Genomic DNA, 20,099 nt, shown 5'->3' on the forward strand with positions numbered 1-20,099 from the left:
ACGCTTTCAAGGGGCTGTCCTTCATCCATCCGGAACGCTTCCAGGAGGATGGCTGGTCGCCTCCGGGCTTCACCGCCTTTGTCTCGTCGATCATCGAATCCGGTGTCGATCCGAGCCGCATGGATGGTATAAGGTCACAGCTGAAGTCGATCGGGCTCGAACCTTATGATTGCCTCAATCCTGGCCTGATGGACTATATCGCCACCTGGACGGCCAAGAGATCCGGCGCGTTGCCGGCCTAGTAGCCGCTCGACGATCATCGATCGAGCCGGGCGACGCCGCCCGGCACGATCACGTGCAGGTGCGGACGGTGGGTCATCGCGGAGCCTTGCGTGTGAAGGACGGCGGTGATGCCGATACGGGGCGCCGAGAGCGAAAGCCTCGACGCCCTAGTTTTCAGGCATTGCCCATTTCAATCGCCTCGATAGCGCCATTGGCCCGCGCCCAGCGCGAAGATCGGCCACGGCTTTTAGTCGAGGGAATGGGCAATTCGTTCCCATCCTATTCGCGGAGAGACAGACACTTGAAGATCGGGCCCAATTAGACTAAGTTTCATAGACTAAGTCGGGAGCCCGCAATGCGCACCGTCAATATTCACGAGGCCAAGACGCATCTGTCTCGTCTTATCGACAGGGCGGCCAAAGGCGAATCCTTCATTATCGCGAAATCCGGCAAGCCGATGGTCAAGGTCGTTGCCATAAACGCACCTGCGGCCGGCGAAATGCGTCGCGTTGGGTTTATGGCCGGGCAGTTTTCAGTTCCGGACGACTTTGATCGGATGGCCGCTGAGGAAATCGAGAAGCTGTTTGGCGGCGATGCATGAAACTTCTGCTCGATACCCATCTTCTGCTCTGGGCGGCGGGCGAGCCCGAGAAGCTCCCGTCCGCCGCCCTCGCCGAAATCGAGAATGTCGACAACCACCTGACTTTCAGCGCCGCAAGCCTCTGGGAGATTGCCATCAAACGCGGTCTGGGCCGCCCTGACTTTAGGGTCGATGCGCGTCTTTTACGTCGGGGGCTGATAGACAATGGCTATCATGAGCTGCCAATCACCGGCGAGCATGCCATTGCGGTGGATGGGCTTCCACCCATCCACAAGGACCCCTTCGATCGGATCCTGATTGCTCAATCGATTGTGGAAGGCATCACATTGCTGACCATCGACGATCTGGTCGCGCAGTATCCCGGGCCTGTCCGTCGTCTCTGACAGAGGTGGCCCGGGCGGTGGGCTAAGCGGTTGAAGTCAGCTATCGCTTCAGACCACCCATGAACGCCTTTACTCGAGCAGAGTCGACCTGGTTCCACCAGACGCCGTCGTGCTTCAGCGCGCTGGCGATGATGACCCCGTCGACAATGGCGAGGATATCCTTGGCATTGTCCGCCGTGACACCGCTTCCGACCAGCGTCGGCAGGCCGGCGGCCTGCTTGATCATGCTTATGTAGCCCAAATCCGCGGCGTGGCCGGTGCGCTGGCCGGTCGCGATGATGGCATCGGCATCGAAGAAGACCAGATCCTTGACTAGTTCCTCCACCGGACGGTCGGCGACGATGGCATGTGCGCCGTGTTTGACATGGGCATCGGCGAAGATGCGAATGCCGTTGGCGCGCAGCCTGGCGCGGTAGCGCGCCGCGCGGCCCGACTCGCCTTCGACAAAACCCTCATTGGCGACATAGGCGTTCGCCCATTGATTGACGCGGACGAAACCGGCGCCGGCAGCGGCGGCGATCGCCAAAGCCGGGATCGCGGCATTGGCCAGCACGTTGATGCCGACCGGTCTGCCGAGCTCGCGGCGGATGCGGTCGGAAACGACCGCCATATAGGCCGCCGTCTCCGGCCCGATATCGTCAGGCTTGGCGAAAGGGATGTCGCCATGGTTCTCGACGATGACGCCGTCGCAGCCGCCGTCGAGATAGGCTTTGGCGTCATCGAGCCCGCGCTGGTAGATCACCTCCACGGCCTCGCCGTCATAGCGCGGCGCGCCGGGCAGGGGCGCCAGGTGAACGACGCCGATCACTACCTTGGTGCGGCCGAAAAGGTGCAAGAGTGCGTCGCCGCCGGATTGGCCGATCTGGGTCATGAGAGCTCCATTTGATCGATGAGCACCGCCATCTCGGAGGCGGAAGGACAGGATGCCAGCGTGCCCGGCCGTGTCACGGCAATTGCGGCGGCCGCCAGCGCAAGCTCCAGCGCCGAGGTGACCAACATGCCCCGCGCAAGCCCGCCGGCGAGACAGCCGCAGAACACATCGCCGGCGCCGCTGGTGTCGAGCGCCTCGACCTGCGGCGCCGGCAAACGAAGCGGCTCTTCCTGACCCGGGCCAAGCACGAGACAGCCTGCGGCGCCGAGCGTGATGATGACGGTGCCTGCACCTTTGGCCACCAGCGCGCCGGCGGCTGCTGTCATGTCATCGCGGCCGGTCAGGGTTTTCGCCTCGGATTGGTTGACAACCAAAAACTCCGCCAGGCCAAGATCGGGAACGGATGCCGCATCGATCGGACTGGCGTTGAGAACGGTGCGTGCGCCGTTTTCCTTTGCTGCTCTGAGGCTGGTATCGGTCGCGGCGGCACGCAAATTTCCTTGGCAGACGAGGAGGTCGCCGGGAGCGATCCAGCGGACAAGTGCTGTTTGCGCCACCGGATCGAACGCTTCGCTGCAGGCAACGCCGCTGACAATGAAATTCTCGCCGCCTCGATCGACGACGATGGTCGAGCGGTCGCTCGGCAGCTCGAATTCGCTGACCTCGAGGTCTGACAGTTCCCTGTCGAGGCGGCTCCTGATCCATGTGCCTTCGCGGTCCTTGCCGAGCGCCGTCCAGAACGTCACCTCTGCACCAGTCCGCGCTGCTGCGACCGCTTGGTTGGCACCCTTGCCGCCGAGCCCGTCGGCATAGCTCACGGCATTCAAAGTCTCGCCCGCGGCAGGGAGGCGGCCGACGCGAAACATGGTATCGATGCAGGCATTGCCGACGACATGGACATGCATGGCTCAGCTCTCGCCGGTCGCCCAGCCCAGCATCTGTTCGAACAGGGTCTTGTAGCCTGGCCAGGCGATGAATTGCGGCGGCAGCCAATGCGGCCCGACATCGGATGTCCAGGCCACGGTGCGGCCCTTGCCGTAATGGCCGGTGACAAGCAGCGGCAGCGAACCATAATCCGACGATACGCTGGCCAGAACTTCCGCATCGTCCTTCAGTGTCACCTCGTTGAAGCCTAGCAGGATCGGCCAGTCCGAACCGAGGCCCCTGAGGATAGGATGGGTCGACCCTGGTTTCGGCACCGGGGCAAAGCCTTCGGGAACCTCGACGCGGTCGTCGTAGGCCAGGCAGTTCACCGGCAGCACGTCCTCGATTGCGGTCTTGCGGTAGCGCGCGCCGCCATTGATGCCCTGGAAGCTGTAATAACCGCCGAACATCAACAGACCGCCGCCGTCGCTGACGTAATCGCGGAGCAGGCGCAGGCGGTTCGGCGTCGGCTTGGAGTGGACCCAGGTGTCGGGATGCAGCAGAAGCGTGTTGGCGCCAATGTCGGAGAGCACGACCGCGTCATAGGCCGACAGCGCCTCCATCGTCTGAGGAAAGCCGCGCTGCGCCTCATGCGCCGGCATGAAGGTGACGTCGAAATCGCTCGCCTTGAGCGCGCCCAGCAATTCGTCGGCGCCGGTGTGATAGGTGACAGTCGGGAACTGGTCGAAACCCTTGATGTGGGTCGCGGTCGACACCCAGGATTCGCCGGCAAGCAGGATCTTCTTCTTGGACATTTGAACTCCGTCGTAAGTCTAGGCCGCTTGGAGCCGCGCGAACACGCTCTTCGGATTGGCGATCAGCATGCGGTCGATGGCCGCCTGTTCGACGCCATGCCGTTTCAGGCGCGGTATGAAATGCTTTAGGATATAGCCATAGCCGAAGCCGCCGAAGCGCGTCAGCATGATCTTGAGGAACACATCCTGCGACAATAGCAGGCGGTCGCCGAAGCCGGCCTCGACAAGGGCGGCGATGGCGCGTGCGTTCTCCTCGTCGGAGGGCGATTGCGCGTCCTGGTCGGCATAATAATAGTCCATGCCGATCATGTCGTATTCGAGGAACGCGCCGCGCCGGGCGAGGCTTTTCTGGTAATCGGGATCGTCGTGGCTCGGGTTCATGTGGCAGAGCACCGTGTGGCGGAGATCGGCGCCCTCGGCCTCGACGATATCGAGCACGTCGTGCGCCAGCCGCTCCCAGCCAGGTAGATGGATCGACAACGGCACGCCGGTGATGCGCGAAGCGCGCGCCGAAGCTCGCAGCGACTTGCGTTCCTCGGCGGTGAAATCCTTGCTGACGCCGACCTCGCCGATCAGCCCGGCCATGATCGGCGGCTGCGTCTCGCCGCCGCCGACATCGTTGACGATGAACTCGGTCACGGCGTCGACATCCATGGCCTTCAGCCATTCGGGATGGGTATGCTCGAGATAGAACCCGGTGCCCATGACGATCTTGAGGCCGGACATGCGGCTAATGCGGGCGAGCTTTTCGGGGTCACGGCCGATCCCGATATTGGTGGCGTCGACGACGGTGTGGCCGCCCAGCGCGCGATAGCGCTGCAGTTCCGACAGCGCCAGGTCGGCGTCGTCGAGCGAGACATTGTCGCGGTTGACGTAAGGGTTCATGCGCAATTCGCCGATGATCTCGATGTTCACCGGCTGCTCGGCGATCGCCATGTCATTGGGATGGCAGGGGCATTTCCAGCTGCGCGCGCCGTCGAGCAGTATGTGCTCGTGCATCAGCGTTATCCCCATCTCCTCGACCGGAACCGGGCCGAGCACGGTCATCACTTGGCCGGTTTCGACCCCGATTGGCAACCGCTGCCTGGGCGCTGCGTCATCGAACAGACCACTCATCGGCTCAACGGCTCCGCACGGCGCCGCGGAACAGGCGGAAGTTCAGCCAGATGGCGATCAGGATGATCGTTCCGGTGACGATCGGCGTCAGGAAGGGCGACAGATGCGCCAGGATCAGGCCGTTGCCGATGACGGCCACGGTCAGCGCGCCGAGCACCGTGCCGATGATCGTTCCACGGCCGCCGAACAGGCTGGTGCCGCCGAGCACGACGGCGGCGATGACTTCCAGCTCGAAACCCTGTCCGGCATTTGAAGATCCCGATCCAAGCCGGGCAGCAATGATGATGCCGGCAAGGGCCGCCGCGGTGGCGGAAATCACATAGACGAAGAGCGTCGTCTGCCGCGTGTTGACGCCGGCACGCCGCACCGCCTCGGCGTTGGCGCCGATGCCGGTGACATAGCGGCCGAACGGCGTCTCGTTGAAGGCAAGATAGGCGATGGCCAGGATCGCCAGCGCGATCAGCGCCGGCACCGGCACGCCAAGAAACCAGGCGCGGCCCAGCACGGTGAAAGCGCTTCCGGGCTCGATCGGGATGGAATAGCCGCCGGTGATCAGCAGCGCCACGCCCCGGATCACCGAAAGCCCGGCAAGCGTGACGATGAAGGACGGGATGCCCTCATAGGCGACGAAATAGCCCTGCACCGCGCCAAGCAGGGCACCGAGCGCGAGCATCACGAGGATAACGACTGGCCACGGCAGGCCAAACTGCAAAAGTGTCGCCGACAGCGTCGCCACCAGCGCCAGCACGGAGCCGACCGAAAGATCGATGCCGCCGGTGGTGATGACGAAAGTCATTGCCGCGGCAACGATCAGCAGCGGCGCCGACTGCCGCAGGATGTTCAACAGATTGGGCGATGTCAGAAAGGCATCGGTCGCAACCGAGAAGATGATGCAGACGACCAGAAAGAACAGCGCGATCGAGACGACACTGCCATTGGCAAGCAGCGCATCGCGCCAGGTGCCCTTGCGTACACGTGAGGGCTGGGCGGCGTGGATCGCGTCGCTCATGCCGGCGCTCCCCCGCGGTAGCCGTTGGTGGCGGAACGCGCACTGAACTTGCGGCCGACGATCAGATTGACCACGTCCTCGATGTTGGTCTCGCCGATCAGCCGCTCGGCTACGTTGCGCCCTTCGTACATGACCTGGATGCGGTCGCAGACGAGGAACAGATCCTGCAGCCGGTGGGTGATCAGGATGACGCTGACACCGCGCGCACTGACCGCACGGATCAGTTCGAGCACCGCCTCGACCTCGGCCACGGCAAGCGCTGCCGTCGGTTCGTCCATGATCAGCACGGCCGGCTCGAAGGAAGCGGCGCGGCCGATCGCGATCGACTGGCGCTGCCCGCCGGAGAGGTTTTCGACCTTGAGTCGCGTGTCGGCAATGACGATGCCGAGCCGATCGAGCATCTGGCGCGTCTCGTCATGCATGCGCTTTTTGTCGAGAAAGGAAATGCCTGCGATGCGGCGGCGCGGCTCGCGGCCGAGAAACAGATTGCCGGCGACGTCGACCGTGTCGCACAGCGACAGGTCCTGGTAGACCATCTCGACGCGCGCCGCACGTGCGTCCGCCGGCGAGCTGAAGATCACCGGCTTGCCGTCGATTTCGATGGTGCCGGCGTCGGGAACCACGGCCCCCGACAGCACCTTGCTCAATGTTGATTTGCCGGCGCCATTGTCGCCGACCAGCCCCAGCACCTCGCCCGGCTTCAGCGTCAGCGATACGTCATCGAGCGTCTGGATGGCGTTGTAGCGCTTTGAGATGCCGCTCATCCGCACCCGATAGGTCTGGCCACTGCTCATCTGAGATTCCACGCGATTGCAAGGTGCCCGCGGCGCAGCCTCAGGCGGCGCCGCGGCCCGGTCGCCGACGCAGTTTACTTGAACATCGCGCGGTATTGGTCGACATTCTTCTTGGTCACGATCGTCACCGGGATGTTGATGATCGGATCGATTTTCTCGCCCTTCTTGAGCTTGCCCAGCGCTTCGACGGCAGCCTTGCCTTCGCCGGCTGGATCCTGCTGCACGACCGCGACCACCCAGCCGTCGTCGATGCCCTGAACGGCCTGCTTGGTCAGATCCCAGCCGAATACCTTGACGTCGCCGGTGCGGCCCTGGCTGGTCACGGCCGAAACTGCGCCGAGCAAGGCTGGTTCGCCGGTTGCATAGAGCGAGTTCATGTCCGGATTGGCAGTCATCAGGTTTTCCGAAGCGCTCAACGCGGTCTCCTGAACGTTCTGGCCGTCGACCGTGTCAAGGAAGGTGACGGCCTGGCCGCTTTCGGTCACCGCCTTCTTGAAGCCGTCGAGCCGCTGGTTCTGGATGAATGAATTGAGTGCGCCCACGATACCGATCTTGGCCTTGCCGCCCATCTCGGTCTTCACATAGTCGGCGTAGAATTTGCCGATGTCCTCGCCGGCCTTGGTGTTGTCGACGCCGATGAACGAAATATTGTCGCCGTCGGGGATCTGCGCGTCGATGGCTATGACGGGAATGCCGGCCGCTTTGGCTGCGGTGATCGCAGGCTTGACGCCGTTGACGTCGATGGCGACTAGAATGATGCCGTCGACTTTCTGCGTGATGTAGTTCTCGATCGCGTCGTTCTGCGCGCTCGGCACATTATTGGCGTTGAAAATGACCAGCTTGGCGCCGGCGGCGTCGGCTGCCTTTTGCGCGCCCTCGTTGATCTGGTTGAAGAACAGGGCCTGCTGGTTGATGTTGACGAGAGCGAACGTATCGGCAAGCGCCGAGCCCATGGCTGCCGAGCCCATGGCAACGGCGGCGGCACAGCCGGCGAGAAGTTTGAACAGACGCATTTCGGTTCCCCTTGCTTGCGGACCAGACGTCGGCCGGTCCCGTTGGTGCTACAGGCACGAGGCAACCATTCAAGAGACTTGAATATTTGTCAATCCAAATGAAGGCCGAGCGTTGCTCAGAAAGTCGCCGGCGTATTGACCCAGAAAATGCTGGCGCGGTCCTCGCCGATGTTGCGGTAATGATGCGGCAGCTCCGACCTGAACACGAAGGCATCGCCCGTGGCGAGAGCATGGCTCTTGCCGTCGACGATCAACTCGATCCGGCCGGCGAGCACATAACCGACTTCCTCGCCGGAATGCTGGATCGGACCTTCGCTCGAGCCCTCCGCCTCGATGTGATGGATGTTGCATTGTAAAAGGTGGCCAGGCGAATATGGAATGATGCGTTCGAGCGAAATTCCTTCGCCGCGCCGTAGCGTGTCGAGCGCAATCAAAGGCCTTGCGCCCGCCCGGAATACGATCGCCTCGTTGTCGTCGACTTGCTCGAACATCCAGCCGATGTTGGTGCCGAGGACCTCGACCAGACGGTGAAGCATGGGCAGGGACGGCGAAGCCTTACCGTTCTCGATCTTGGACAGCAGGCTTTCCGAGCAATTTGCAGCAGCGGCCAGGGTCTTCAGTGTCATGCCGCGTGTCTGGCGGGCGAGACGCAGCCTAGTTCCAAGTCTCGCGGCATTTACGGTGGCGTCCGTTTCTGACTCTGGCCGCTGTCGATCGATCTTGTTCATCTGTTCGCCAACCATTCAACGGTCAAGGGCAACTATCGCGCGAGCAAAAGACCTCGGCCGACGATTTGCAAGTGCTGATGCGTCAAATTCGAGACTTCAGCCGCAGCTGCCGCATCCGGCGAATGCCGCTTCCGCATGAACCGTGCTGATGATCCCGCGCCAGTTATCCCCTGTCGCTTGCCTGTCCATCGTGGTCGAAATCGCCAGCCGTTACTGCGTTTGCGTCACGTGGCGAGTGGACTTGGGACGACAATGCGTGCAAGGCGGGCCACGTAGCCAATCTACACAACCACGGCCGCGCCGACACGATAAAATCTGGACTGTCACCGAATTGCGGGGCGCGCCCAGAAGTCACCCGCGGCAGCGCCCATGGAGTTACGCCCAGGGCGCGCAGGCTCTCGATAGCCGCTGAAATCCCTGGGCAGTCGCGAGCTTGAGCTTCGGCAATTTTGAAGAAAGTTCAACAGAATTAAGGGACTGGCACTTTGCTTATGTAAGTTGCGGAAGCGGCGCGCGGTTAATGATTCAGAAGTATAGATACATCTACACGAGGTGCGAAGAAGCAACGCCAATACAGCTGATTGGTTACAGCATATTTATTTTCGCATATGTGGTATTGACCGTCCGGGGATTCCTGTACACGGTCCCGTGGGATGGTGAAATTATGCGGCAAATAGGTGTACCCGCCGTCTACCCTGGACCGCACCGAAGACCGAGGTATGGCGCGGCAATCTGAACCGCCGCAGCACTTGAATTTGGTCTGCGGGTCAATCTTATCTTCGTACCAATCATGGGCGTTAGCGGCTGTAGCGGCGGCGATACACATCGCCGTGAAGATGAGCCTTCGCATGGCATTCCTCAAGTATCTGGCAGGCGCTGCTCGTTGGGGCTTCCATGTATATTAGCGTTTCATTGAAAATACCATTGGCCTCCGACCGACTAACGCAGCTCCAGCCAGTAGCGCCCGCAACGGAAGACCGCGTCGCGTCACGTCAGGACGACACTTGCGCCGAACAAAGGTCTGCTCTTGTCGCTCCGGGTTTGAAAGCCGACCGTCTGCTCTGCGCCTCAATCTTGGTCATTGCGCCGTCCGACCCGTCCGCCAGAAGCGGACATCGTCGGCGCTCACCGCCATGAGCTAGTTTGCACAAATCGGCAGAGCTTCCAGCGTCAAGATGCGAAGCCCCATTTGCAGGTCCTCAAACTTGACCAATTTGATCAGCGCGCCGGAGAAAGCGGCAGTCCGCATCGACTCAAACGCGCAAGTGCTTCGCAGCGACAGACTTCCACCTCCGTGCTGTATCGATCGTGATAGGATTGGACCATCAAAGCCCGCAATTATATCGCGTATGGACAAGGATCTGGGAGTGCGCGGGTTCGGCCGTGACGCCGTTGAGATTGTCCTTGATCCAGCGAGTGGCTGCGGCAAGCTCGCTAGCGAAATCGTGCGAAATCACATAATCCATGATGCCTGCCTCGAGCAGGTTACGGGAATGGTTCGTCAGTTCGTGGCCAACGAATACCGTCTCGTGCGCCTTGCCGGCTATCTCCAGAGCCTTTGCCACGCCCCGGTTCGCTCCCGCCACATTGTAGATTGCGGCAGGGTGACCATTTGCCTCGAAATAGCGCGTCAGCTGCTCGCAGGTGGTTTCGGGTCGGTCATCCGAGATCACGCGCTCTTCGATCTTCAGATAGGGGAAATCGGAGCGAAGTACCCTGCGGAAGCCCATCTCCCGCTCCTGCTGGCAACGAAACGGCACGCTCATGACGATCAAGATATCGTCGCGTTCCATCGGCAGGGCGTTGCCGATCAATAGGGCAGCGACACTGCCTGCGGCATATTGATCGTTGCCGACATAAATGGAGCGGCGCGAACTCGGCAGATCTGTGGTCAGGCACACGACTGGGATTCCGATGGTCCGCAGCTTGCGAATCGCGCGGTTGATAGCCGGATGTTCACGCGCGATGATCACCACGCCATCCATTCCCTCGCCGCGCTGCTCGATCTGCCGCGCGAATGAGGCGGGTTCAACCTCGCTGGTGCTCACATAGACTCCGTTGATCTCTATGCTTGCTAGCGTGCGATTGACCTCTGCGGCGGCCGAGGCCATCGCCGCGTTGAAGGTCTCGCCGGAGTCGCACATCAGCAGGATGCGGAGCGGGACGTCGCGTTCCTTGCTTTCGCTGCGGAGCTTTTCCAGAGCCGCCACAACGCGCGCTCTTGTCCTGTCCCGCACCCCGCTGCGGTTATTCAGGACCCTGTCCACTGTGGCGGGGCCTACCCCGGCAAGCGCGGCAATGTCCTGGACCGTAGGGCCTTTCCAAAGCCTTCCTGGGGTGCTGTCGGTCATCGCCGCCTCCCACATCTGATGCGAAACGCATCATTCGGGAAAGTTGCGCTGCTCGCAAGCGCAATGTTCTGAATAGCTTGTGCCACCTTTGTGCCCTGCAGCAAATTTTGATGCTATACACATCACGAAGAGCTCATCATGCTCCTTGAATGATGTTATTTCAATCGGGATACTTGCCTCGTCAAACGAGGGAGGAGCCCCTATGTATATCAAGAAATTGGCAATGCTTTCGGCCGTGCTCGCCGCCAGCGTGATTGCAGGCACAGCGGATGCGCAGGACAGCGGCAAGCACTACCGCTTCGTCATGGTCTCGCATATCGGATCGAACGATCCGAACATGAATTGGCTGACGCTGTCGCTGAAGGAGTTCGAGAAGAAATATCCGAACGTGAAGACGGAATACATCTCGACCAACAACTATTCGGTCCAGGAGCATGTCCGCCTTCTCGAGCAGGCAATCGCGACGCATCCCGACGGCATCGCGGTGCCGATCGTGAGTTCGGACGCATTCGAAGGACCGCTGCGCAAGGCGATCGACGAAGGCATCCCGGTCGTTGCCTTCAACATTCCCGACAGCCGGCCAGCCGGCGAGCGCATTCCCTACCTGACCTATGTCGGCGGTGATGAATACCTGACGGGCAAGAAGCTCGGCGAATACGCGATCGAGCAGGCCAAGGAAGGCAAGATTCCGCAGCCCAAACACGTGGTCTGCGCCAGCCATGATTCCGCCCACCAGGGTCTCAAAGCCCGCTGCAAGGGCATGAAGGATGCGATGGCGGCTGTCGGCGCCAAGTTCGACGAGCTGTTCATCGGTGCCGAGCCGGCCGGCGCACGCAACGCGCTGCAATCGTTCCTGCAGGCCAATCCGGACACGAACTATGTCTTCACCGTGGCCGGCTGGTCGGCACCCTGGGCTTGGAGCGTTGCCAACGAGATGAAGCTCGATCCAGATGTCGACGATAAGGGCATGACCATCCTGACGGTCGACGAGGGCCCAGTCTCGATCGAGGGCGTCCGCGCCGGCCACCTTCTGGCGACCAACAGCCAGGGCTTCTGGCTGCAGGGCTACGCGCCGATGGAGTGGCTCTACTGGAACAAGGAGTTCGGCTACGCGCCGCAGAGCGACATCCTGACCGGCCCCGTCATCATCAACAAGGACAATGCCGATCAATGGGCCAAGCAGGTCCGCGTCGTGTTCGGCGACAAGGCCTACGACGAGCAGAACACCTGGTAAGGGTTCCTCCCGAGAGGGGCGGCCGAGTTCCTCGGGGAGTGGCCGCCCCTTCTTTATCCGCTTACAGCGGGTCCCGGAACAGCGGAACAAAACTGAATGAAACACCTTGTTCGCAGCCAGGGTATTGGCGCGGTCATCGGCGTCGCGGTCATGCTTGCCGTCTTTACGCTTCTCGACTTTTCGGGCTGGTGGACGGTTCAGACCGTGTCGAACGTGACCCAGTTTGCATCCATCCTCGCCTTCGTCACGATGGGCGAGGCACTGGTCATCATGACCAAGGAAATCGACCTGTCAGTGGGTTCGGTTTACGGGCTGGCGGGCGTTTCCTTCATCACCCTGGAGCCACCGCTTGGCGTCTCCGGTTCGCTGCTCGTGGCGCTTCTCATTGCGGCGCTTGCCGGCCTGGTCCAGGGCGTTGCCGTGGTCAAGGGGCAGTTGCCGTCAATGATCGTAACCCTGGGCGGCCTCTTCACCGCGCGCGGCATCATCTATGTCTGGACGGGCGGATCAGTGCACAATTTCTCTCCCGACGCGCGCGCTCATCCTCTTACCCGTTTGCTCGGCGGAGAGCTGTTTGGGATCGAAGCTGCGACCTTCTGGCTGATCGCGATTGCAGCGCTTCTCGGCCTGCTGTTGTGGGCAACGCCGTTTGGAAACCGACTGCTTGCGACCGGGGGCGGGCGCGAAAGCGCCGAATCGCGAGGCGTTCGGACCGAAAGGGTCAAGATCGTCACTTTCGTACTCTGCTCGCTGCTGGCTGGCTTCGCCGGCATCCTGACCTTGTGCAACCAACCGCAGACCCACGTGACGCTTGGCGAGAACATGGAGCTTGAGGCAATCTCCGCTGCGGTCATCGGCGGCTGTCTGCTCACCGGCGGGCGCGGGTCGATCCTGGGCGCCATCCTGGGCGCACTCATCGTGGTGAGCTTCCGCTATGAGCTGATTGCGCTTGGTGCGCCATCGTCCTGGTACATCACTTTCGTCGGCGTCGTGCTCGTCGCGGCGGTCATCTTCAATCAGAGCCTGGCCCGGCGCCTCGGGCACAGCGTTTGACACGGGAGCGCGGCCGAATGACGAACGATCATCCTCTCATCCAGGTCAAGAACCTCGACCTTTATTTCGGCGCCTTCCATGCGCTCAGGAACGTCTCCGTCGACTTCCACGCAGGTGAGTTGGTAGGTCTCGTCGGCGACAACGGCGCCGGCAAGACGACGCTGATCCGTGTCCTATGCGGCATTCATGCGCCAACTTCCGGGGAGGTCTTCTTCGATGGCAGGAAGGTTGAGAAGTTCCATCCCAAGCTCGCCATAGATCAAGGCATCGAGACCATCCAACAGTCGGTGGGACTTTGCGACAATCTGTCGATCGCCCGCAATTTCTATCTCGGGCGGGAGCCGGTGAAGCGCATCCTCGGCATTCCCTTTCTGGATTTCGCGCTGATGCGCGAGAAATCGGCCCGCGTCATCCGGCAGTTCGGACTTCGCGACAACGTATCTACTGACGATGAGGTGGAACGCCTGTCGGGCGGTGAGCGCCAGTCGGTCAAGATCGGTCGGGCGGTCGAATTCAAGAACCGCGTCGTCATCATGGACGAACCGACCAATCACCTGTCGGTGCGCGAACGCGAACACGTCAACGAGCTTGCCGTGCAGCTCAAGGAACAGGGCCTGCTAGTGATCTACATCACCCACGACATCTTCCAGGTCCACAAGCTCGCGGACCGCATCGTCATCATGGAGAACGGCGCGAAGGTCGCCGACGCGTCCACCGATGCGATGACGGCCGAGGAGCTGGAGGAAGTCATCCGTCAGGGCGGCCGCGTGGTCGAGAAGCGGGAGACGGCCTGATGGCAATGTCGGCCGCCAAACCCCTGATACGGCGTAATGCCGAGATCGGTATCTTCCTGATCGGCGCGCTCCTGGTCATCCTATTCGCGTCGACCTCGGATGGCCGATGGGCCAACCTCTACAACGTCGGGACGATCGTCCAGGTGACGGCCACACTTGGCCTGATGAGCCTGGGGGTGGCGCTGGTCATCGGAACGGGCGAGATCGACATTTCCGTGGGCTCGACGTTTGGCATGGGCGCGCTGGCCTATCTATGGCTCGCAGCACATGTCGATCCGCTGGCCGCAGCCGCCGCCGCGATCATCGTGGGTGCGGCCATAGGCCTACTGAATGGGCTGCTCGTGACCCGGACCGGCACGCCGTCCCTCATCGTTACGCTTGGGACGCTAATGATCTTTCGAGGCATTGCAATCGCGCTGACCGAGGGGTTCTCATTCTCCATTCCTTATGCCGCGCGCAAGGGATGGAGCTATTTCCTGCTCGGCGGTGACGATTTCCTCGACTTCAACACCGCACTCTACTGGCTGATCGCCGTAGTCGCCGTCCTACTGGCGATGTTGAAGGCGACGCCTTTCGGCAACCGGCTGCTCGCCGTCGGCGGATCGGCAGAAAGCGCTCACTCCCGTGGCGTCCGCGTCGGCCGCATCAAGTTGTCCGCGTTCGTCCTGTGCGGCATGCTGGCGGCGTTCGCCGGCACGCTCGAGGCCGGCAAGCTCGGTTTCGCGGACGGGTCGATGGGTCGTCTCATGGAATTGCAGGCAATCGCCTCTTGCGTGCTTGGCGGGTGCGTGCTGGCCGGCGGCCGCATATCGCTTCTTGGCGCGCTGATGGGAGCCTTCGTGCTGTCGTCCATCCAATCGTATCTCGTCGTCATGGGCGTGCAGCCGCAATGGTTCGTGCTGATCCTCGGGGTGATCGTGGTACTCGCGGCATATGGCGACAAGTCTCTTCGCCAGTGGGCCCTCAAAAGATGAAAGCAGCAGCATGACCGTTAGAGTTGCGATCGTTGGGGCCGGCATCATGGGGGCCGACCATGCCCGGATCGTGGCAGAGGAGTTGCCCGGCGCAACCTTGCAGGTCGTGTGCGACGCCTCACCCGAGCGGGCGAGGACCGTGGCGCAGGAACACGGCGCGGGCGACGTCACCACGGATCCGGTCGCGACCATCAGGCGTGGCGACATTGATGCCGTAATCATCGCAAGCCCCGACGACACACACGCGCCCTTGTCGCTGGCCGCCATCGAGGCCGGCAAGCCCGTGCTTTGCGAAAAGCCACTGTCGCAGGACCCGAACGAATGCCTTCATGTGATCGAGGCCGAGGTCGCGCGCGGCCGACGTTTCGTCCAACTCGGCTTCATGCGCCGCTTCGATCCCTCCTACCGCGAGCTGAAGGCGATGCTGGACGATGGCTCGCTTGGTCGCGCGATCATGATGCACAACTTCCACCGCAACGTGGAGGCTCCGGCGAACTTCACCGGTCAGATGGCCGTCACCAATTCGGCCCCGCACGAGTTCGACGTGGCCCGCTTTGTGCTCAGCACCGACTACAAGGCAATCTCCGTCTTCCAGCCTTCGGTTGTCGATACCATGAAGACCGGCGCGCCGGTTTTCATGGTGCTCGAGACGGACAAGGGCCAGCTCGTCAACATCGAGATCAACAACAATGCCGCCTATGGTTACGACGTTCGTGGCGAGCTCGTCGGCGAGAAAGGATCGGTCCTTCTGAATGCGCCCGTCTACACGCGCCGCAACGATCGGTTCATGGCATACGAACGGTATGCCCCCGACTGGCGGCCGCGTTTCGCGGAAGCCTACAGACTTCAGGACAAGGCGTTCCTGGAATTCGTCCGTTCTGGCGTGTTTCCGACGGTCGCGGCCGACGCCTGGGACGGCTACTGCGCCGCGCGGGTGGCTGAAGCGGGAATCGAGGCGCTCGCGACCGGCGCGCGCGTCGGCATCACGATGGAGGCCAGGCCGGATCTGTATCGACGATCGAAGCTGCCATGAAGGCACCTGTTGCTCCAGCAGTGTCGCGGTCATGCTTGGCAAGAGTTGCAGAGGCTTCAGCTAACCGACAGCCGCCCGAGGACATGGCGGCCCTGAAGCAGTGGATAGCCCGCAATTCATCCACCTTTTCCACGGTGACGATCCGCATAGCCCGGTTCGCGCTGGAAAATCCGACCGAGGTGGCAATCGATAACGGCGCCGAGCTGGCCACTGCCGTCGGCGTTTCCCGCACCTCGATTAGCCGCTTTGCGTTGGCCTTGGGCTTCGAATGTCATGCGCAGCTTCGCAGCTTCTTTCAAAGAGAAGTCATATCGCGTCAAAAAAAGGATCTATCATGAAGCTGGGTTTTGTTTCCGACAGTCTTGGAGGCATGTCGTTCGAAGCGGTTCTCGACAACGCGGCGCGCCTCGGCGTCTCGGGTGTCGAGGTGAACACCGGCGGTTGGTCGACCGCGCCGCACTTCGACCTGGCGTCGATGAAGGCGAAGCCGGAAGCGCGACGGGCTTTCCTGAAGGCGTTCGGCGACAGGGGACTTGAGATTATCGCCCTCAACGCCAACGGCAATCCCCTGCATCCCACCCAGCCAGAGCAGGCAGCGTGCCTGAAGGACACGATCCGCATCGCCGGAGACATGGGCATCAAGACCGTCTGCACCATGTCAGGCTTGCCGGCCGGACGCGAAGGCGACCTGATGCCGAATTGGGTGGTCTCCTCCTGGCCGCCCGAAACGCAAGTGATCCTGCGCTATCAGTGGGGGGAGAAGCTGCTGCCGTTCTGGGCCGAGATCGCGGATCTGGCGAAGGACAGCGGCGTCGAACGCATCGCGCTGGAATTGCACGGCAGCCAGTGTGTCTACAACGTTCCTTCGCTCCTCAAGCTTCGTGCGGCCATCGGTTCGGTGATCGGCGCCAACCTCGATCCCTCGCATCTGTTCTGGATGGGGGCGGATCCACTGATAGCAGCCGAAGCGCTGGGCGAGGCGATCTTCCACGTTCACGCCAAGGACACGATGCTTAATGCGTCGGTTCAAGCGACCACTTCGCTGCTTGAAAACGGCTCGCTGATGGACATTCCCGGCCGCAGCTGGTCGTACATCACGCTTGGCTTCGGCCATGGCGAGGAGTGGTGGCGCCAGTTCTGCTACCGACTCAAGATGGCCGGCTACGACGGCTGGCTCTCTGTCGAGCACGAGGATGTGCTGCTCAACAGCCTGGAAGGGCTCGAGAAATCGATCGCTCTGCTGAGAGGCGTGATGCCTGTAGCCGCAAGCGATTTCAGCCCGCAGGCGATCTAGAGTCGAGTGCTTATTTGCGAGGGGATGCTCGGATGAAGATACGCGCTAGTCGATCTCGACTTCGCCGTCCTCCCGACCGTCACGGCTTGCGAGCCGTCAGCCGTTCTTCTCGGTAGAGCCGATAGATGCGGTTGATCCCCGATGGTTCGCCCTCCGGCGCAGCAGGATGAACAGCCGCCGCTAGCCGAGGCGGCTTCCCTCATTGGCAAGCTCGCGCAGCCTTCAGCGCAGCTCCGTCTCCGGCGGGCGACCTCGCTCCAGAACCGGTCCGTCTGTTTCCGGCCCCGAAACGGTCATTATGGATGTCAATTTGCGAGATTTCAGTTCGCGCGGTGCAGGGTGGCGCAAGAACGTGGTTCAGTCGAAGAAGCCCGCATCCTCTTCCCGGAGATACTTCCTGGCTGCTTCGGCGTCGATGTCGAGGCCCAGCCCCGGCGCTTCCAGCAGGTCCACCATGCTGTCCTTCACGATCTGCGACGGCAGGCCGATTACGAGGTCCTCCCACCAGGGGTCGGAGGCGCTCGGGTATTCAAACGCGATGTAGTTGGCGGGCAGGGTGGCGCAGACATTGATCAGCGCGCCGAGACCTAGAAGGCCGTTCGCGGTGCCGTGCGGTGCCATCAGGATCGAGTGCATGTAGGCGTGCTCGGCGACCCATTTGAGCTCGGCAATGCCGCCAATATCGGCCGGATCGGGGCCGATGACGCGCACCGCCTGCGTTTCGATCAGCTCCTTGAAATTGTGCCGCAGATAGATCTGCTCGCCGGTATGAATTGGCGTCGAGGTGGAGGTGGTCAGCTCCCGATAGGCCTGCGGATTGACCCACGGCACATAGTCGCCGGTCAGCATGTCCTCGAGCCACATCAAATTGTACTTCTCGACCGCGCGAGCGAACTTGATCGCATCGGGCAGCATCCAGCCCGGGCCGCAGTCGAGCGCCAGGCTGACCTTGTCGCCCAGCACTTCCTTCATGGCGATCACGCAGTCGAGCATGTGGTTGAAACCGCGCTCGCTGATCACGCCCTGATCCATGGCACCGTGATAGCCAGCCTTCTTCTGCGTCACGCCGTAATGGAAGCCCTCGACGGTGTCTTTCATGTTGGAGTGGAACGAGATCCCTTGCTTGATCATGAAGAAGTTCTGCGGCTGCTCCATCATCCATTTCACGTCAGCGGCGTAATCCTCCGGCCGGTCCCCCGTTCGCTTCTGGCGGATCGAGCCGTTATAGACGCGCACCTTGTCGCGCACCTTGCCGCCGAGCAGTTTGTAGGCCGGCACGCCTGCGGCCTTGCCGGCAATGTCCCACAGCGCATGCTCGATAGCGCTTACCGCCGCGCCATAGGGCTTGAAAGAGCCGCGTTGGCGGATCTTCAGCATCACCCGCTCGACGTCGGTCGGGTCCTCGCCGATCAGTGCCTCGCGGAAATGCAGCACCCAGGGTTTGAGGTAGGTCTTGGTGAACTCGACTTCGCCAAGGCCATAGAGGCCCTCGTCGGTAACGATGCGGACGATGGGATGTTTGCCGATGACGGCGCAGCGGAGGTCGGTGATCTTCATCTTCGGTTCGTTTCGCCTCAGCTCCAGGTGCGGTCCCAGGAATACTCGTTGTCCCAGTGATCCGTGGGCTGCCAGATGCCGGTGACACCCGGCTGCAGATGCTGCGAGATCACCTCGTCGACGACGTCGTCAATCCCCAGGCCAGGTTTGTGCGGAACAGTGACAAAGCCGTCCTTCACGAGCGGCCTGGGAACGCCGGTGACGATATCGTCCCACCAGTCGACATCGGCAGAGTGGTATTCGAGCGCCATGAAGTTTTCAGTCGCGGTCGCAACATGTGCCGCGGCCATTGCGGCGATTGGACTTTCGGCCATATGGATGGCCATTGCGACGCCGTGGTCCTGGGCCATGTCGCCGATCTTCTTGGTTTCGAGGATGCCCCCGCTGGTGAGCAGGTCCGGGTGGACAATGGAGACGCCGCCGCTGTTGAGCAGGGGCTCGAAGCCCTCCTTAAGGTAGATGTCCTCGCCGGTGCAGATCGGCACCGTGGTGGCGGCCTGCAGTTGCCGGTACTGCTCGGTGTACTGCCATGGGATCACATCCTCGAGCCAGGCCGGCACGTATTTTTCAATCCGCCTGGCGAGCCGAATTCCGTTCTGCAGCGAGATGTGGCCGACATGGTCAATGGCGAGCGGAATATCCATGCCGATCACATCGCGAACCTCGGCAATGTACTGCTCAAGCAGGTCGAGGCCCTTGTCGGAAAAGTGGAGGCCGGTAAACGGATGGGGGACGTTGTGCAAATCGTAGGCGGCATTGCGGGCGCGTCGCTCTTCAAGGGTCTTGACCGGGCCGCGGCCGGGATGGACGCGGTATCCTTCAAGTGAGCCGGCAGGAGACACGACCGCACCGGGTACATCCGCGATCTGCATCAGCCCCAGATCCATCTTGAGGAAGGTGAAGCCGAGCGCCATGCGCTGCTTGAGGCGCTTGCCGGTCTCGGTGCCGCTCGGCACGGTAGCGTCGGTGTCGCAATAAACGCGCACCTTCTCCCGAAACCGGCCGCCGAGCATCTGGTAGACAGGCACGCCGTAGGCCTTGCCGGCGAGATCCCACAACGCAATTTCGACCGCCGAGACGCCGCCGCCTTGCCGGCCATGGCCACCGAACTGTTTGATCCGGCGAAACAGGCGGTCGATGTCGCAAGGGTTCTCGCCAAGCAGCCGGCTCTTCAGCATCAGCGCGTAGGTGGCACTGGCGCCGTCGCGCACCTCGCCAAGCCCGACGATGCCCTGGTTGGTGTAAATCTTGAGCAGGGTTGAGGTGAACGGCGCGCCGACGATTTCGGCTATCCGCATGTCGGTGATGCGAAGCTGGGATGGCTTGGAGTTCGCGTTCACCCGATTGAGCGCTTCGTCGGCGCCACCTGTCTTTGCCATGACTTATCCTCGTT

General features: G+C 61.8%; 20 protein-coding genes and 3 pseudogenes. 10 read left to right on the forward strand and 13 right to left on the reverse strand.

The window, feature by feature from the left end:
- A pseudogene (locus NMG46_RS23020) lies at positions 1–242 on the forward strand (aldehyde-activating protein); the annotation flags it as partial.
- Between the two features lie 35 nt (positions 243–277).
- On the opposite strand, the pseudogene NMG46_RS23025 reads toward NMG46_RS23020, so the two are convergent.
- Positions 278–361 (reverse strand): annotated as a pseudogene (locus NMG46_RS23025) (transposase); the annotation flags it as partial.
- A gap of 216 nt (positions 362–577) precedes the next feature.
- Between NMG46_RS23025 and NMG46_RS23030 the strand changes: the two are divergent.
- Entirely contained in the window at positions 578–823 is a 246-nt protein-coding gene (locus NMG46_RS23030) for a type II toxin-antitoxin system Phd/YefM family antitoxin (RefSeq protein ID WP_254819821.1), read from the forward strand.
- The gene (locus NMG46_RS23035) at positions 820–1,206 is read left to right on the forward strand and encodes a type II toxin-antitoxin system VapC family toxin (protein ID WP_254819822.1); all 387 of its coding nucleotides are present in this window, start codon (positions 820–822) and stop codon (positions 1,204–1,206) included. Before NMG46_RS23030 ends, NMG46_RS23035 begins: the two co-directional genes overlap by 4 nt.
- Before the next feature lie 40 nt (positions 1,207–1,246).
- Here NMG46_RS23035 and NMG46_RS23040 read toward each other — a convergent pair whose 3' ends face one another.
- The 9 genes from NMG46_RS23040 to NMG46_RS23080 form a co-directional block, all read right to left on the reverse strand.
- Positions 1,247–2,077 (reverse strand): BtpA/SgcQ family protein, encoded by an 831-nt coding sequence (locus NMG46_RS23040; protein WP_254819823.1) that lies wholly within the window; start codon positions 2,075–2,077, stop codon positions 1,247–1,249.
- Positions 2,074–2,982, reverse strand: coding sequence for a ribokinase (locus NMG46_RS23045; RefSeq protein WP_254819824.1), 909 nt, complete (start codon positions 2,980–2,982; stop codon positions 2,074–2,076). Before NMG46_RS23045 ends, NMG46_RS23040 begins: the two co-directional genes overlap by 4 nt.
- Positions 2,983–2,985: 3 nt before the next feature.
- The gene (locus NMG46_RS23050; protein ID WP_254819825.1) at positions 2,986–3,756 is read right to left on the reverse strand and encodes a glutamine amidotransferase; all 771 of its coding nucleotides are present in this window, start codon (positions 3,754–3,756) and stop codon (positions 2,986–2,988) included.
- Positions 3,757–3,774: 18 nt separating this feature from the next.
- Positions 3,775–4,872: a phosphotriesterase gene (locus NMG46_RS23055; protein WP_254819826.1), complete on the reverse strand. Its 1,098-nt coding sequence runs from the start codon at positions 4,870–4,872 to the stop codon at positions 3,775–3,777.
- A gap of 4 nt (positions 4,873–4,876) precedes the next feature.
- Positions 4,877–5,881 (reverse strand): ABC transporter permease, encoded by a 1,005-nt coding sequence (locus NMG46_RS23060; RefSeq protein WP_254819827.1) that lies wholly within the window; start codon positions 5,879–5,881, stop codon positions 4,877–4,879.
- Positions 5,878–6,675, reverse strand: coding sequence for an ATP-binding cassette domain-containing protein (locus tag NMG46_RS23065; RefSeq protein WP_023721835.1), 798 nt, complete (start codon positions 6,673–6,675; stop codon positions 5,878–5,880). The genes NMG46_RS23060 and NMG46_RS23065 overlap by 4 nt, the downstream gene beginning before the upstream one ends.
- Before the next feature lie 74 nt (positions 6,676–6,749).
- The gene (locus NMG46_RS23070) at positions 6,750–7,688 is read right to left on the reverse strand and encodes a substrate-binding domain-containing protein (protein ID WP_254819828.1); all 939 of its coding nucleotides are present in this window, start codon (positions 7,686–7,688) and stop codon (positions 6,750–6,752) included.
- Between the two features lie 116 nt (positions 7,689–7,804).
- A complete protein-coding gene (locus NMG46_RS23075; RefSeq protein WP_302896876.1) occupies positions 7,805–8,416 on the reverse strand; it encodes a cupin domain-containing protein in 612 nt (203 codons plus the stop codon).
- Positions 8,417–9,741: 1,325 nt separating this feature from the next.
- Entirely contained in the window at positions 9,742–10,767 is a 1,026-nt protein-coding gene (locus NMG46_RS23080; RefSeq protein ID WP_254819830.1) for a LacI family DNA-binding transcriptional regulator, read from the reverse strand.
- 202 nt (positions 10,768–10,969) lie between these two features.
- Between NMG46_RS23080 and NMG46_RS23085 the strand changes: the two genes are divergently transcribed.
- The 7 genes from NMG46_RS23085 to NMG46_RS23115 all read left to right on the forward strand — a co-directional run bounded on the left by NMG46_RS23085 (position 10,970) and on the right by NMG46_RS23115 (position 17,149).
- The gene (locus NMG46_RS23085; protein WP_254819831.1) at positions 10,970–12,001 is read left to right on the forward strand and encodes a sugar ABC transporter substrate-binding protein; all 1,032 of its coding nucleotides are present in this window, start codon (positions 10,970–10,972) and stop codon (positions 11,999–12,001) included.
- Between the two features lie 96 nt (positions 12,002–12,097).
- On the forward strand, positions 12,098–13,054 hold the full coding sequence (locus NMG46_RS23090; RefSeq protein WP_254819832.1) for an ABC transporter permease: 957 nt from the start codon (positions 12,098–12,100) through the stop codon (positions 13,052–13,054).
- 17 nt (positions 13,055–13,071) lie between these two features.
- Positions 13,072–13,848: an ATP-binding cassette domain-containing protein gene (locus tag NMG46_RS23095; protein ID WP_254819833.1), complete on the forward strand. Its 777-nt coding sequence runs from the start codon at positions 13,072–13,074 to the stop codon at positions 13,846–13,848.
- Entirely contained in the window at positions 13,848–14,822 is a 975-nt protein-coding gene (locus tag NMG46_RS23100) for an ABC transporter permease (RefSeq protein WP_254819834.1), read from the forward strand. The genes NMG46_RS23095 and NMG46_RS23100 overlap by 1 nt, the downstream gene beginning before the upstream one ends.
- 10 nt (positions 14,823–14,832) lie before the next feature.
- Positions 14,833–15,855: a Gfo/Idh/MocA family oxidoreductase gene (locus tag NMG46_RS23105; RefSeq protein WP_254819910.1), complete on the forward strand. Its 1,023-nt coding sequence runs from the start codon at positions 14,833–14,835 to the stop codon at positions 15,853–15,855.
- An 83-nt stretch (positions 15,856–15,938) separates the two neighbouring features.
- Positions 15,939–16,193 (forward strand): hypothetical protein, encoded by a 255-nt coding sequence (locus tag NMG46_RS23110; RefSeq protein ID WP_254819835.1) that lies wholly within the window; start codon positions 15,939–15,941, stop codon positions 16,191–16,193.
- Positions 16,190–17,149, forward strand: coding sequence for a sugar phosphate isomerase/epimerase (locus NMG46_RS23115; protein WP_254819836.1), 960 nt, complete (start codon positions 16,190–16,192; stop codon positions 17,147–17,149). Before NMG46_RS23110 ends, NMG46_RS23115 begins: the two co-directional genes overlap by 4 nt.
- Before the next feature lie 85 nt (positions 17,150–17,234).
- On the opposite strand, the pseudogene NMG46_RS23120 reads toward NMG46_RS23115, so the two are convergent.
- From NMG46_RS23120 to NMG46_RS23130, 3 genes and pseudogenes are all read right to left on the reverse strand, one after another.
- Positions 17,235–17,398, reverse strand: a pseudogene (locus NMG46_RS23120) (IS3 family transposase); the annotation flags it as partial.
- Between the two features lie 108 nt (positions 17,399–17,506).
- Complete coding sequence (locus tag NMG46_RS23125; RefSeq protein ID WP_254819837.1) at positions 17,507–18,706, reverse strand: mandelate racemase/muconate lactonizing enzyme family protein; 1,200 nt, start codon at positions 18,704–18,706, stop codon at positions 17,507–17,509.
- 17 nt (positions 18,707–18,723) lie between these two features.
- Positions 18,724–20,085, reverse strand: a complete 1,362-nt coding sequence (locus tag NMG46_RS23130) for a mandelate racemase/muconate lactonizing enzyme family protein (protein WP_254819838.1) — start codon at positions 20,083–20,085, stop codon at positions 18,724–18,726.
- Between the last annotated feature and the right edge of the window lie 14 nt (positions 20,086–20,099).

It is taken from the genome of Mesorhizobium sp. LMG 17147, assembly GCF_024297145.1.
GTDB lineage: Bacteria > Pseudomonadota > Alphaproteobacteria > Rhizobiales > Rhizobiaceae > Mesorhizobium.